This window comes from Pandoraea pulmonicola, assembly GCF_000815105.2.
GTDB lineage: Bacteria > Pseudomonadota > Gammaproteobacteria > Burkholderiales > Burkholderiaceae > Pandoraea > Pandoraea pulmonicola.
The window spans coordinates 5,245,969-5,259,054 of sequence record NZ_CP010310.2 but is presented as its reverse complement, the minus strand read 5'-3'; the positions used below and the strand labels follow the sequence as shown (position 1 = coordinate 5,259,054).

Annotated in this window: 12 protein-coding genes; 3 read left to right on the top strand and 9 right to left on the bottom strand. The window is 66.1% G+C overall.

Features of this window, described 5'->3' with window-relative positions; translation table 11 throughout:
* Positions 1-307 precede the first annotated feature (307 nt).
* From trpE to rpe, 3 genes are all read right to left on the bottom strand, one after another.
* Positions 308-1,813 (bottom strand): anthranilate synthase component I, encoded by a 1,506-nt coding sequence (gene trpE, locus RO07_RS22635; protein ID WP_039406081.1) that lies wholly within the window; start codon positions 1,811-1,813, stop codon positions 308-310.
* A gap of 506 nt (positions 1,814-2,319) precedes the next feature.
* Positions 2,320-3,039, bottom strand: coding sequence for a phosphoglycolate phosphatase (locus RO07_RS22630; protein ID WP_039406080.1), 720 nt, complete (start codon positions 3,037-3,039; stop codon positions 2,320-2,322).
* A complete protein-coding gene (gene rpe, locus RO07_RS22625; protein WP_039406078.1) occupies positions 3,036-3,716 on the bottom strand; it encodes a ribulose-phosphate 3-epimerase in 681 nt (226 codons plus the stop codon). The genes RO07_RS22630 and rpe overlap by 4 nt, the downstream gene beginning before the upstream one ends.
* 328 nt (positions 3,717-4,044) lie before the next feature.
* Between rpe and apaG the strand changes: the two genes are divergently transcribed.
* A complete protein-coding gene (gene apaG, locus RO07_RS22620) occupies positions 4,045-4,419 on the top strand; it encodes a Co2+/Mg2+ efflux protein ApaG (RefSeq protein ID WP_039375444.1) in 375 nt (124 codons plus the stop codon).
* Positions 4,420-4,451: 32 nt separating this feature from the next.
* Here apaG and RO07_RS26195 read toward each other — a convergent pair whose 3' ends face one another.
* Positions 4,452-4,706 carry a hypothetical protein gene (locus RO07_RS26195; protein ID WP_039406077.1) on the bottom strand — a complete coding sequence of 85 codons (255 nt, stop codon included), beginning with the start codon at positions 4,704-4,706 and terminating at the stop codon, positions 4,452-4,454.
* Here RO07_RS26195 and mltA point away from each other — a divergent pair.
* On the top strand, positions 4,618-5,859 hold the full coding sequence (gene mltA / locus RO07_RS22615) for a murein transglycosylase A (protein ID WP_072637231.1): 1,242 nt from the start codon (positions 4,618-4,620) through the stop codon (positions 5,857-5,859). The two genes, RO07_RS26195 and mltA, sit on opposite strands and share 89 nt — an antisense overlap.
* Positions 5,860-5,935: 76 nt before the next feature.
* On the opposite strand, the gene paaK is transcribed toward mltA, so the two are convergent.
* The 5 genes from paaK to paaN form a co-directional block, all read right to left on the bottom strand.
* Positions 5,936-7,231: a phenylacetate--CoA ligase PaaK gene (gene paaK / locus RO07_RS22610; RefSeq protein WP_039406076.1), complete on the bottom strand. Its 1,296-nt coding sequence runs from the start codon at positions 7,229-7,231 to the stop codon at positions 5,936-5,938.
* Positions 7,232-7,332: 101 nt separating this feature from the next.
* Positions 7,333-7,791 carry a hydroxyphenylacetyl-CoA thioesterase PaaI gene (paaI, locus tag RO07_RS22605; RefSeq protein WP_174234875.1) on the bottom strand — a complete coding sequence of 153 codons (459 nt, stop codon included), beginning with the start codon at positions 7,789-7,791 and terminating at the stop codon, positions 7,333-7,335.
* A 122-nt stretch (positions 7,792-7,913) separates the two neighbouring features.
* Positions 7,914-8,696 (bottom strand): 2-(1,2-epoxy-1,2-dihydrophenyl)acetyl-CoA isomerase PaaG, encoded by a 783-nt coding sequence (paaG, locus tag RO07_RS22600; RefSeq protein ID WP_039406074.1) that lies wholly within the window; start codon positions 8,694-8,696, stop codon positions 7,914-7,916.
* Between the two features lie 46 nt (positions 8,697-8,742).
* Positions 8,743-9,945 (bottom strand): 3-oxoadipyl-CoA thiolase, encoded by a 1,203-nt coding sequence (gene pcaF / locus RO07_RS22595; RefSeq protein WP_039406072.1) that lies wholly within the window; start codon positions 9,943-9,945, stop codon positions 8,743-8,745.
* A gap of 171 nt (positions 9,946-10,116) precedes the next feature.
* Complete coding sequence (paaN, locus tag RO07_RS22590) at positions 10,117-11,811, bottom strand: phenylacetic acid degradation protein PaaN (RefSeq protein ID WP_039406070.1); 1,695 nt, start codon at positions 11,809-11,811, stop codon at positions 10,117-10,119.
* A 485-nt stretch (positions 11,812-12,296) separates the two neighbouring features.
* On the opposite strand from paaN, the gene RO07_RS22585 reads away from it, so the two are divergent.
* Positions 12,297-13,073, top strand: a complete 777-nt coding sequence (locus RO07_RS22585; RefSeq protein ID WP_039406064.1) for an enoyl-CoA hydratase — start codon at positions 12,297-12,299, stop codon at positions 13,071-13,073.
* Positions 13,074-13,086 lie beyond the last annotated feature (13 nt).

Below are 13,086 nucleotides of genomic sequence, written 5' to 3'. Positions count from 1 at the left end.
CCCCTGAACGTGCCCCCACATCGAGTTGGCGTGTCCGCGGGGGAGGACGCTATGGGGATGAGATGGACGTGGCGGGTTACCGCCACCAGCGCAGGGCGGCGGTCAGGGGCGACCAGAGGAGGGGGGAAGACAGGTACGACTTCATAGTGGCGTCGATTGTAGCAGTAACCATGGGGTGCCGTGGGCGGGGCGTCGTAAAAAGCGGTCAATCGAGGCGTTTCAGGCGTCTTCTTGGCCTTTTTCGCAAGAATTTGCGCGGACGGCCTTGGTCGCTCGACGATTCTGCGACGACCGCCCGCTGGTTCGCTCAGGACTCGGCGTCCAGTCCGTCCTGCACCTGCTCGGCCGCACGCAGCACGGCGCGCGCCTTGTTCTCCGTTTCCTGCCATTCCGATTCGGGCACCGAGTCGGCCACGATGCCGGCAGCGGCCTGCACGTACAGGTTGCCGTCCTTGATGACGCCGGTGCGGATCGCGATGGCCACGTCCATTTCGCCGCCGAACGACAGGTAGCCCACGGCGCCGCCGTACAGGCCCCGCTTGACTGGCTCGAGCTCGTCGATCAGCTCCATCGCCCGCACCTTCGGCGCGCCGGTGAGCGTGCCGGCCGGGAAGGTGGCGCGCAGCACGTCGATGTTCGACAAGCCCGGTTGCAGTCGGCCTTCCACCGAACTCACGATGTGCTGAACGTGCGAGTACTTCTCGATGACCATCTTGTCGGTGACTTCGACGGTGCCCGTCTGTGCGATGCGGCCCACGTCGTTGCGTGCGAGATCGATGAGCATGACGTGTTCGGCAACTTCCTTCGGATCGCCAAGCAGCTCGGTGGCGAGCTCGGCGTCGCGCTCCGGCGTGGCGCCGCGCGGACGCGTGCCGGCCAGCGGGCGGATCGTCACGATCTCGTGCTCGCCGTCCGGCGTCTGGCGGCGCTCCTGGCGCACGAGGATTTCAGGTGAGGCGCCCACGACCTGGAAGTCGCCGAAGTTGTAGAAGTACATGTACGGCGACGGGTTGAGCGAGCGCAGCGCGCGATAGAGTGAGAGCGGGGCGTCGCGGTAAGGCTTGATGAGCCGTTGGCCGACCTGCACCTGCATGAGCTCGCCGGCGGCAATCGCTTCCTTCGCCTTGGCGACGGCTGCGAGATAGTCGGGCTTGGCGAATTCGCGGAACGTCTCGGTGCGCACGCTGCCCGAGGTCACCGGTGCATCGACCGGCGCCTTCAGACGTGCGCGCAGTTCGCGCAGACGCAGACGCGCCTTCGAATAGGCTTCGGGCTGCGTGGGGTCGGCGTAGACGATGAGGTAGAGCTTGCCCGTCAGGTTGTCGATCACGGCTAGCTCTTCGGTGAGCAGCAACTGGATGTCGGGCAGGTGCAGATCGTCGCGCGGCGTGGTGCGCGCGAGCTTTTTCTCGATGTAGCGCACGGCGTCGTAGCCGAAGTAGCCGGCCAGACCGCCGCAGAAGCGCGGCATGCCCGGGCGCAGCGCCACCTTGAAGCGCGCCTGGACCCGGGTGATGAAGTCGAGCGGATCGCCTTCGTGGGTCTCGACGACGGTGCCGTCGCGCACGACTTCGGTCTTCGGGCCGAAGCTGCGCAGCAGCGTGTGCGCGGACAGGCCGATGAACGAGTATCGCCCGAAGCGCTCACCGCCCACCACCGATTCGAGCAGGAAGGTGTTGGCGCCGCGACGGTCGCCCAGCGCGAGCTTCAGGTAGAGCGAGAGCGGCGTGTCGAGGTCGGCGAACGCCTCGGCGATCAGCGGGATGCGGTTGTAGCCCTGATTGGCCAGCGATTTGAATTCGAGTTCGGTCATGTTGCACTCTGCCTGCGGGTTTGCCGGCGGGCGGTCCCGCGGAATCGGCGTGGTTGGCGTTGAGAATACCTGAGTCGCTTGCGGGGTGGCCTGCCCGGGAAGATCGATGCGTGCCGCCGGGCCGGATAATGGCTTGCGTCGTTACCCGCACCGGCCGCGCGTATCGCGGCGAGATGCCGCGTGCGAGGGCGTACATCGAGGCGCATGGGGGCGCAGGCGCGCAACGTCACGCGCTTGGGCGACGGCGGAAGTCGCCTTGCGGCGAACTTCGACCGGCCTCGACGAACACGCGCACCGTAAACACGGCGCGCCGATGCATTGAATCTTGGGAACTACAACGATGCAAGAAACGGGTTGCCGAAGACGAACTTCAGCGGTCCCGGCCACCCCTTGGGAGGGTTTAGCAGGACCAGCGTCGCCAGGGCCAGGCCCCCCGGTCGATCACGCTCAGACTCCGTTTCTTGTTCAGGAACATGCGTTTGAATGCAGTGTGGAAGATGACGAATTCAACTCGCCAGCGTGGGCGTTGCATCGGGCAGGATCGCCCGGGCCGCGCCCAGAATTGAGGCGACTATACCATCCGTGTCGATCGTTTGTATAGATTCGCCATGGTTGTAGCCGTACGGCACCGTGAGCGAGCGGCAGCCCGCCGCGCGCGCGGCCTGCGCGTCGTTGCCCGAATCGCCCACGAGCACCGCCTGCGACGGCGCAACGCCGAACGCCTCGCACGCCTTGACGAGCGGCATCGGGTCAGGTTTGCGCCGGGGCCAAGAATCGCCGCCGTACACCAGGTCGAACTGGTCCGACAGGCCGTAGTGCGCCAGCAGGTCGACGGCAAAACGATGTTGCTTGTTGGTGATGCACGCGACGGGCAACCCGGCCGCCCGCAGCGCCGCGAGGCCTTCGCGCACTTCCGGATAAAGCACCGTGTGCTCGCCGTTGATCGACGTGTAGACCGCTTCGTACCTGGCTTGCGCGCGCTCGAACAGGGCGTCGATTTCCGGCTCGGGGAAGCGCTCGGCCAATGTCTTGCGCACCAGATTGGCGGTACCTTTGCCGACGAAGGTCATCAGACGCTCGGTCGGCACCGGCTCGGCGCCCAGGTCGGTCAGCATGGCGTTGAGCGCCACGCCGAAGTCGCCGGCGGTGTCGACGAGCGTGCCGTCGAGGTCGATCAGGACTGCGCGAATGCCGTCCAGCCGCGGTGTGGTTTGCGACTGCGTCATGCCACGCTCGCCAGTTGGGCGCGCATCTGGTCGATCACCGCCTTGTAGTCGGGTTTGCCGAAGATGGCCGAACCGGCAACGAAGGTATCGGCGCCGGCGGCGGCGATCTCGGCAATGTTGTCGACCTTCACCCCGCCGTCGATTTCCAGACGGATTTCACGACCGGTCTCGGCGGTGTAAGCGTCGATGCGTGCGCGTACGGCGCGCAGCTTGTTGAGCGCTTCCGGAATGAACGATTGGCCGCCGAAACCGGGGTTCACTGACATGATCAGCACCATGTCGAGGCGATCCATCACGTGATCGAGGTAATGCAGTGGCGTGCCGGGATTGAACACCAGCCCGGCCTTGCAGCCGTTGTCGCGGATCAGGCCGAGCGTGCGATCGACGTGCTCCGACGCTTCCGGGTGGAACGTGATGAGGTTCGCGCCGGCCTTGGCGAAATCCGGCACGATGCGATCGACCGGACGTACCATCAGGTGCACGTCGATGGGCACGTCCACGTGCGGGCGGATCGCTTCGCAGACCATCGGGCCGATGGTCAGATTGGGAACGTAATGGTTGTCCATGACGTCGAAGTGGATCCAGTCGGCGCCCGCCGCCACGACGTTACGGACTTCTTCGCCCAGCCGGGCAAAGTCGGCGGACAGGATGCTGGGGGCGATACAGAATTGCGTCATGGCAGGCTGGGGAGTAGCGTCAAAAGCGATATTTTAAAGCTTTCGCATGACGCCTGCCGGCAGTGTGCGGATAGCGAACGAATAGTGAGCCGATCCCGCACCGGGCCGCCGCCGTGGCAACGCCGGGCGGGGCGGCAGCAGGAGGGACGCGAGTGGGGCGTCGGGGTGAGGCGGCCAGCGGTTGCGACCCGCGACGACTTGCCGCAGAATGCCTTGCAAAACGGGACGGCACGTGTGCCCGTACCCGCCAAGCCGTTACAGAACGAGCGGTGCGAGCCGCCAGACCAGAACGCCATCAGAGAGCACGCATGCGCAACAGGAACACACGATGAGCCAGTACGAATTTACCGTCACGGTGCGCCCGCAGTATCTCCCGGAGCAATCGGAACCGGACCGTCGGCAGTTCGCCTTCGCCTACACGATCACGATTCGCAACAGCGGGGAAGTGCCGGCGCAGTTGATTTCACGCCATTGGGTCATCACCGACGGCGATAACCACGTGCAGGAGGTCAACGGCCTCGGCGTGGTCGGACATCAGCCTTTCCTGCAGCCGGGCGAGCAGTTCGAATACACGAGCTGGGCCATGGTCGCCACACCCGTGGGCACCATGCGTGGCGAGTACTTCTGTGTGGCGGAAGACGGCACGCGCTTCGAAGCGCCGATCGCCGAATTCGCGCTCACCATGCCGCGAACGCTGCACTGAGCCACGGGCATGCGCGCAGCGGACATCGCACCTCAGCGACGGTCGTCGGACCAGTCTTCCCGTTTGAGCGGATCGCCGGACGTCGAGCGCGCGGCCGGATTGGCTTCGAGCGGGTCGATGCCTTCGACGGTGTCGCTCGGCATCGGTCGTACCGCGCGCGCGTGGCGCCTGCGGCGCTTGGGCGACGGTTTGCGACGCATGATCACGATAGCGGCGACGATCACGATCGCCAGCAATACCTCCGGCAGGACCAGCAAGGCCGGATATTCATCGAACAGATTACCCATGACGCTTTTCCTGAATGTGTTCGGGCGGTGGCGTGCCGGCCGGGGCCTGGCGCTCGCCGCGCTTGCCGCATTGCTCTATGGTTGTTCCAGTGTGCCCCCGTCGGGCGCCGGTCGTCCAGGCACGGGTACAGGCACACCGCCGTCGAACGTGGCGACGCCACCTTCCGGCGCAGGCCGCATGCAGGCCGTGTCGTGGTCGCAGGTCGAGGGCTGGCAGGACGATTCGCTCATCGGCGCACGTCTCGCGCTCGCGCAGAGCTGCGTCAAGCTGAGCCGTCAGCCGTCCTGGCTGCCGGCGTGCCGCGCGTCCGAGCGTCTTGACGATCTCGATCCGGCCGCCGTGCGACAGTTCTTCGAACAATACTTTACGCCGTTTCGGATTGCCAACTCCGACGGCTCCCAGACCGGCCTGATCACCGGCTACTACGAGCCGCTGCTGCATGGTTCCCGCGTTCGCGGCGGGGTGTACCAGACACCGCTCTACAAGTGGCCCGCCGGACGCAAGGCCGGTTCGCTGCCGTCCCGGGCCGAACTCAATCGCAGCGGCATCCTGCGCGGCAACGAACTGGTGTATGTCGACGATCCCATCGAGGCGTTCTTCCTGCAGGTGCAAGGCTCGGGGCAGGTGCTGCTCGACGACGGCACCGTGATGCGCGTGGGGTATGCGGGCAGCAACGATCAGCCGTACAAGTCCATCGGCCGCTGGTTGATCGACCGGGGAGAGATCACGGCCGCACAGGCGACGATGCAGGGCATTCGCGCCTGGGCGCGGGCCAATCCGTCGCGCGTCGACGCCTTGCTCGATGTGAATCCGCGCTTCGTCTTCTTCCGCGAGATGCCCAACCACGGCGTGGGCGGCATCGAAGGCCCGATCGGCGCGCTGGGCGTGCCGCTCACGGCGGAGCGCTCCATCGCGGTGGACCCGGCGTCGATTCCGCTCGGCAGCCCGGTGTTCCTCTCGACGACGCGTCCGCCCTTCGGCGCACAGGCGAACGCCCCGATCAACCGGCTGATGTTCGCGCAGGACACCGGCAGCGCCATCAAGGGCGGCGTGCGCGCCGACTTCTTCTGGGGCCTCGGCGACGACGCCGGCGATCTGGCCGGACGCATGCGGCAAAGCGGCCGCATGTGGGTGTTCCTGCCGAATCAGTAAGCGGCAACGGCCGCGTCGACGCAAAAAAGCCCGCGAATTTCGCGGGCTTTTTCATGGCGACGTGCGCGAGCGCGACTTAACGCGGACGCTTGTCGATCACACGGCGCGCCTTGCCGACCGAGCGCTCGATGCCGCCCACGGGTTTGACCCGAACCGCGCACGACACGCCGATCAGCGTCTTGATGTCGCGCTTGAGCTCGCCGCCTGCCGTCTGGAGCGCGGAGGCGTCGTCGCAGCCCACGGCCGCTTCGACTTCCACGGCCATCGTGTCCATCGGGCCTTCCTTGTCCAGAATGATCTGGTAGTGCGGGGAGAGCACCGGCTGACGCAGCAGCAGTTCCTCGATCTGCGACGGGAAGACGTTCACGCCGCGGATGATCATCATGTCGTCCGAGCGGCCGGTGATCTTCTCCATGCGGCGCATGGTGCGCGCCGTGCCGGGCAGCAGACGCGTGAGGTCGCGCGTGCGGTAGCGGATGATCGGCAGCGCTTCCTTGGTGAGCGAGGTGAACACCAGTTCGCCGAACTCGCCGTCGGGCAGCACTTCGCCCGTCTCCGGATCGATGATCTCGGGATAGAAGTGATCTTCCCAGATCGTCGGACCATCCTTGGTCTCGGCGCATTCGCAGGCCACGCCCGGGCCCATCACTTCGGACAGGCCGTAGATGTCGACCGCGTCGATGCCCATGCGCTTCTCGATGGCCGAGCGCATGTCGTTGGTCCACGGCTCGGCGCCGAAGATGCCGATGCGCAGCGACGACTCGGCGGCCACGATGCCCTGACGTTCGAGTTCGTCGGCAATCGCGAGCATGTAGCTCGGCGTGACCATGATGATGTCCGGCTTGAAGTCCTGGATCAGTTGCACCTGCTTCTCGGTCTGGCCGCCGCCGAACGGAATCACGGTGAGGCCCGCGCGCTCGGCGCCGTAGTGAGCCCCCAGTCCGCCCGTGAACAACCCGTAGCCGTAGCTGATGTGCACCTTGTCGCCACGTCGCGCACCGGACGCGCGGATCGAGCGCGCCACCAGATCGGCCCACGTGCTGATATCGTTGGCGGTGTAGCCCACGACCGTCGGCTTGCCCGTGGTGCCGGAGGACGCATGCACGCGCGAGACCTGTTCCATCGGCACGGCGAACATGCCGAACGGATAGCTGTCGCGCAGATCCTGCTTCGTCGTGAACGGGAATTTGGCCAGATCGGCCAGCGAACCCAGATCGTCCGGGTGGACGCCGGCTTCGTCGAACTTCCGACGATAGACCGGCGAGTTGTCGTAGGCATGCCGCAACGTTGTCTTCAGACGTTCGAGCTGAAGGGCGCGCAGTTCGTCGAGGCTCGCTTTCTCGATCGGCTCGAGCGGCAAGGCGGTGGTCATGACTGTCTCCTTGGGACTTGCAACTTACTAGTGCTCTCTGATACGTGTGTCTCGCGCGTCCGCGGCCACGTCAGTGGCCGGACCCGCGTACTGCCGGGCGGTCAGATGACGGTGCCCTTGATCTGCGCGGACTTGCCGCGGAACATCGCCACCACGTCGCCGGCGGCGTTCGTCACGCGAATGTCGTAGATGCCATGGCGTCCCGAGAGCACCTGTTCCTGGGCTTCGGCCGTGAGCGTGTCCCCGCCCGAGACCGGCTTCAGGAATTCGATGCTGCAACCGGCCGCCACCGCGTTGACGTTGTAGCTGTTGCACGCGAACGCGAAGGTCGAGTCGGCCAGTGTGAACATCAGGCCGCCGTGGCAGATGGCGTGGCCGTTGAGGAATTCGTCGCGCACGTACATCGTCATGCGAGCATAACCCGGACGCACTTCCTGCAGTTCCATGCCCAGCCATTGGCTCGCACGGTCGCTGCGGTACATGGCGTCGCCCGTGGCGCGGGCCAGTGCTTCCGGGGTCATTTCGGCGATCGCCGTCGTAGCGGGGGTGCTCGGGCTCATCGTGTCTCTCGTCTCGTTGTGCTGCTTTTGTTATGGTCTCTCGCGCGGCGCGTGTGGTTTTGGCGTTCGGTGCGTCGCGGGTGTTGCGGGGTTACCGTCGTTGCTGTGATGTCCTGCCCGGCTCAACGTCCCTCGAACTTCGGAGCGCGTTTTTCGAGGAATGCGTTCACGCCTTCGGCGTAGTCGTACGACGCGCCCAGCGCACGCTGTCCGTCGCGCTCCAGATCGAGCTGCTGATCGAGCGTGTTGGTCGCCGAGGCGTACAGCGCTTCCTTGATGGTCGCGAGCGCACGGGTGGGCTGCGCAGCCAGATGGGCGGCGAGCTTCTGCGCCTCCGGCATCAGCGCGTCGTCGTCGACACAGCGCCAGATCAGGCCCCATTGCTCCGCCTGCTCCGCCGAGAGCTTGTCGCCGAGCATGGCCAGGCCCATGGCGCGCGCCATGCCGACGCGCTGCGGCAGGAACCACGTGCCGCCCGTGTCCGGCAGCAGGCCGATCTTCACGAAGGCCTGCAGGAAGTTCACCGAAGCCCCCGCGAGCACGATGTCGCATGCGAGCGCCAGGTTCGCGCCCGCGCCGGCGGCGATGCCGTTCACGGCCGCGACGATCGGCAGGGGCATCGCGCGCAGCTTGCGCACGAGCGGGTTGAAGTTCTCGTCGATCAGTGCGCCGAGGTCGGTCGAGGCGCCCGGCGTGAAGTCGAGGTCCGCCAGATCCTGCCCCGCGCAGAAGCCGCGGCCGGCCCCCGTGAGGACAATGGCTCGCGCGCCTTGCGCCTGCGCGGCGTCGAGCGCGTCGCGCAGTTCGGCGTGCATCTGCCGCGTGAAGCTGTTGAGCTTCTCGGGGCGGTTGAGCGTGATCGTCGCGACGTTGGCTTGCAGCGTCAGTTGAACCGTGGCGGTCATCGGTGTCTTCCTCCGGAGGTCTTGTTTTGACGGACGGTGCGTGAAATCAGACGCGCTCGATCGCGATCGCAATGCCTTGGCCCACGCCGATGCACATCGTGCACAGCGCGTAGCGGCCACCCGTGCGGTGCAACTGGTACATCGCGGTGGTCACCAGGCGCGCACCCGAGGCGCCCAGCGGATGGCCCAGGGCGATCGCGCCGCCGTTCGGGTTCACGCGTGCGTCGTCGTCGGCAATGCCGAGCTGACGCAGCACGGCCAGACCCTGGCTGGCGAAGGCTTCGTTGAGTTCGATCACGTCGAACTGGTCCAGCGTCATGTTCAATTGCCTGAGCAGCTTGACGGTCGCCGGCGCCGGGCCGATGCCCATGATGCGCGGAGCGACACCGGCAGTGGCCATGCCGAGCACGCGGGCGCGTGGCGTGAGGCCGTGCAGCTTGGCGGCGCTCTCGCTCGCGAGCAGCAGGGCGCAGGCGCCGTCGTTCACGCCCGAGGCATTGCCGGCCGTCACGGTGCCGTCCGGGCGCACCACGCCCTTGAGCTTGGCCAGCGCTTCGAGGCTCGTGGCGCGCGGATGTTCGTCACGCTCCACGACGACGGCGTCGCCCTTTTTCTGCGGGATCGACACCGGCGTGATTTCCTGCGCGAGCGTGCCGTCGGCTTGGGCGCGTGCGGCCTTCTCCTGGCTGCGCAGCGCGAAACGGTCCTGGTCTTCGCGGTTGATCTTGAAGTCGTCGGCCACGTTTTCGGCCGTCTCCGGCATCGAGTCCACGCCGTACTGCGCCTTCATCAGCGGATTGATGAAACGCCAGCCGATGGTCGTGTCGAAAATCGCCGCCTGACGCGCGAACGCGCTGTCGGCCTTGCCCATCACGAACGGTGCGCGCGTCATCGACTCCACGCCGCCGGCGATCATCAGACCGGCTTCGCCCGCCTTGATGGCGCGCGCCGCGGTGCCGATGGCGTCCATGCCCGAGCCGCACAGGCGGTTGAGCGTGGCGCCCGGTACATCGACCGGCAGTTCGGCGAGCAGCGCGGCCATGCGCGCCACGTTGCGGTTGTCTTCGCCGGCCTGGTTCGCGCAGCCGTAGATGGCGTCGTCGATCAGCGTCCAGTCGACGTTCGGGTTGCGCGCCATGAGCGCCTTGAGCGGGATCGCGCCGAGATTATCGGCACGCACGTCCTTCAGGGCGCCGCCGTAACGGCCGATGGGCGTGCGGATCGCGTCGCAGATGAAGGCTTCGGTCATGATGTCTCGTTCCTGTCTTGTCGTGAGGCGATGGAGGGGCTGGGGGCGGTGACCCGCGCAGCACGGGCCACGCGACGGCGAGTGACTATGGTAGTGACTTCCCGTCGCGTTGGCGCGTGTGCGGTGACTTCGCCCCGTGTCCTCTTTCTATATATAGATGTCGTGTGTCGTTCAGGCGGCGCCCGCTTCGGACTTGGCGGCCACGTGGTGGCGGCTTTGCACGACGCGGAAACGATTGGCGACGAAAGCGGCGTCCGCCAGGCTGGCGTTCGCGGCCGGGTTGCCGCCCGTGCCATGGTAGTCCGAGTAGGCGGCCGATTGGTTGACGAAGACGCCGCCGGTCAGGTTCAGCGACAGCGCGACGCGGCCTTCGAGCGCGGCGTCGAGCGCCAGGGCTTCGCCTTCGGCGCTCGTCGTGTAGGCCGACAGCGTGAGCGCGCCGTGTTTGGCGGCGGTGCGACCGGCCAGTGCGAAGGCCTGGGCGCTGCTGTCCACGGCGATCACGAAGGTGATCGGGCCGAACCATTCGCGCGTGTAGGTCGTTTCGTCGGCCACGTCGAGCGCCACGATGAGCGGCGTGCGCACGCGGGCGTCGGCAAAGGCAGGGTGTTGCAGCGACTGGCTGTCGAGCACGACACGACCGACCTTGCGGGCCTCGTCGATGCGCGCGAGGACGCCTTCGTTCTGGATGGCGCCGAGCAGCTCCACGGCTTTGGCCGGGTCGCCGCAGGTCTTCTGGACGCTGCCGGCAATGGCGGCGACGACTTCGTCGAACGAGACCTTGCCGTCCGGCGTCTGGATGCCGTCACGCGGGATGTAGATGTTCTGTGGCGCGGTGCACATCTGGCCTGAGTACAACGCCAGCGAGAAACCGATGTTGCGGGCCATGCCCTTGAGGTCGTCCGTCGAGTCGATCACGATCTGGTTCACGCCGGCCTTCTCGGTGTAGACCTGTGCCTGACGGGCGTTGGTCTCCAGCCAGTCGCCGTTGGCGGTGCTGCCGGTGAAGTCGATCACGCGCACTTCGTCGCGCTTGGCCAGTTGCTGGACGATGGCGCCGTCGTTCGGATTGGTGGCGGCGAGCGTCACGACGTCCGGATCGAAACCGGCTTCCTCGAGCACTTCACGGGCGATCTTCACGGTGATGGCGAGCGGCAGGATCGCGCCCGGATGCGGCTTGACGATCACGGCGTTGCCGGTCGCGAGGCTCGCGAACAGGCCCGGGTAGCCGTTCCACGTCGGGAACGTGCAGCAGCCGAGCACCAGCGCCACGCCGCGTGGCACGACGGTGTAACGCTTCTCCATCGCCAGCGGCGGGTTCTTACCTTGCGGCTTTTCCCAGTAGGCAGAGTCCGGAATGCGGCGCAGTTCGTCCCACGCGTAGGCCACGGCTTCGAGACCGCGATCCTGCGCGTGCGGGCCGCCGGCCTGGAAGGCCATCATGAAAGCCTGACCCGTGGTGTGCATGACGGCGTTGGCCATCTCGAAGCTGCGTTCGTTCAGTCGCTTGAGGATTTCCAGCGACACGCCCACCCAAGCCTGCGGCGATGCGGCGCGCCAGGTCTTGTGGGCATCGCTTACGCGTGCGAGCAACGCGTCGATCTCGAATCCGGGGTAGGTCGTGCCCAACGGGAAGCCGAATGGCGAGACTTCCTGGCCGACGCTGCCCGTGCTGGCGCGCTGCGTGAGCGGGAATGCGGCATTCAGATATTGCTTGAAGGCGGCTTCGCCATCGGCGGCGGCCGTTTCGCCGTAGGCACGCGGGCTCGGCATTTCGGTAAACGGGCTCCAGTAACCACGCGTGGCGATGGCCTGCAGAGCGCGCTCGAGGGTCTCTTGGTGTTTGGCGAAGAGGGAATGAGTCATGGCTGGATCTGTCCGTGTCGGGATGCGGCTGGCGGGTTCGTTGTCTGCCGACGGGCACGTTTGTGGGGGACGCGCGCGGCAAGACGCTGGGACGGCCCCGGCGGTCGTCGTCGATGTCGCGCATCGATATTAATTAACCGACCGGTTGGTTTGTTAATATAGCACCAAATCTTTCCGGCGTGGCGTGCGATGACGCCGGGTTTTCCCCGACGGCCCGGCGCCGCGCGGCGGAGGGTGAGGCGGGGCCGTTTGCGTGGCGGAACGAGAGATGCGTCCCCGGGGGATCGATGGCATCATGCCTAACCACTACAGTCGACGCCCGGCGAGCCACCTACCCAAGGCTTGTCGCATGCGCCGCAACGTCATCGCGAACCGGTGACATGTCCATCGCCTTATGCCTGTTTTCGGTGAACGCGCGGACGTCGTGTCCGCGCGGGCATCAGCCCCTAACCACAAGACGAGACTTTGACTGGAGGAAGAAGAGGATGACGTACGAGAACATTCTGGTGGAGACGCGCGGCCGCGTCGGTCTGATCACGCTGAATCGTCCGAAAGCACTCAATGCGCTGAACGATGCCCTCATGGACGAACTGGGGGCGGCGCTTACGGCGTTCGACGCCGACGAGGCCATCGGCTGCATGGTGATCACCGGCAGCGAGAAGGCGTTTGCCGCGGGTGCCGACATCGGCATGATGTCGAAGTACACCTTCGCCGACGTGTTCAAGGGCGACTACATCACGCGCAACTGGGAGACGGTGCGCCGCATCCGCAAGCCGGTGATCGCGGCCGTGTCGGGTTTTGCGCTGGGCGGCGGCTGTGAGCTGGCGATGATGTGCGATTTCATCATCGCGGCGGACAACGCGAAGTTCGGCCAGCCGGAAATCAAGCTCGGCGTGATTCCGGGTGCGGGCGGCACGCAGCGTCTGACGCGTGCGGTGTCGAAGGCCAAGGCCATGGACATGTGCCTGACGGCCCGCTTCATGGATGCCTCCGAAGCCGAGCGTGCCGGACTGGTGTCGCGCGTGGTACCGCTCGACACGCTGCTCGACGAAGCCATCGGTGCAGCCAATACCATCTGCGAATACTCGCTGCCGGTCGTCATGGCGGCCAAGGAAGCGGTCAATCGCGCCTTCGAATCGACGCTCGACGAGGGCGTGCAGTTCGAGCGTCGTCTGTTCCATTCGCTGTTCGCGCTGGAAGATCAGAAGGAAGGCATGGCGGCGTTCGTCGAAAAGCGCAAGCCGGTCTTCAAGCATCGCTGATGCGGTGGTGAAA

Excerpts from the sequence above, each read along its gene's own strand:
- trpE (WP_039406081.1), bottom strand. The coding sequence starts at position 1,813 with ATGACCGAACTCGAATTCAAATCGCTGGCCAATCAGGGCTACAACCGC.
- RO07_RS22630 (WP_039406080.1), bottom strand. The coding sequence starts at position 3,039 with ATGACGCAGTCGCAAACCACACCGCGGCTGGACGGCATTCGCGCAGTC.
- rpe (WP_039406078.1), bottom strand. The coding sequence starts at position 3,716 with ATGACGCAATTCTGTATCGCCCCCAGCATCCTGTCCGCCGACTTTGCC.
- apaG (WP_039375444.1), top strand. The coding sequence starts at position 4,045 with ATGAGCCAGTACGAATTTACCGTCACGGTGCGCCCGCAGTATCTCCCG.
- mltA (WP_072637231.1), top strand. The coding sequence starts at position 4,618 with ATGATCACGATAGCGGCGACGATCACGATCGCCAGCAATACCTCCGGC.
- RO07_RS26195 (WP_039406077.1), bottom strand. The coding sequence starts at position 4,706 with ATGGGTAATCTGTTCGATGAATATCCGGCCTTGCTGGTCCTGCCGGAG.
- paaK (WP_039406076.1), bottom strand. The coding sequence starts at position 7,231 with ATGACCACCGCCTTGCCGCTCGAGCCGATCGAGAAAGCGAGCCTCGAC.
- paaI (WP_174234875.1), bottom strand. The coding sequence starts at position 7,791 with ATGAGCCCGAGCACCCCCGCTACGACGGCGATCGCCGAAATGACCCCG.
- paaG (WP_039406074.1), bottom strand. The coding sequence starts at position 8,696 with ATGACCGCCACGGTTCAACTGACGCTGCAAGCCAACGTCGCGACGATC.
- pcaF (WP_039406072.1), bottom strand. The coding sequence starts at position 9,945 with ATGACCGAAGCCTTCATCTGCGACGCGATCCGCACGCCCATCGGCCGT.
- paaN (WP_039406070.1), bottom strand. The coding sequence starts at position 11,811 with ATGACTCATTCCCTCTTCGCCAAACACCAAGAGACCCTCGAGCGCGCT.
- RO07_RS22585 (WP_039406064.1), top strand. The coding sequence starts at position 12,297 with ATGACGTACGAGAACATTCTGGTGGAGACGCGCGGCCGCGTCGGTCTG.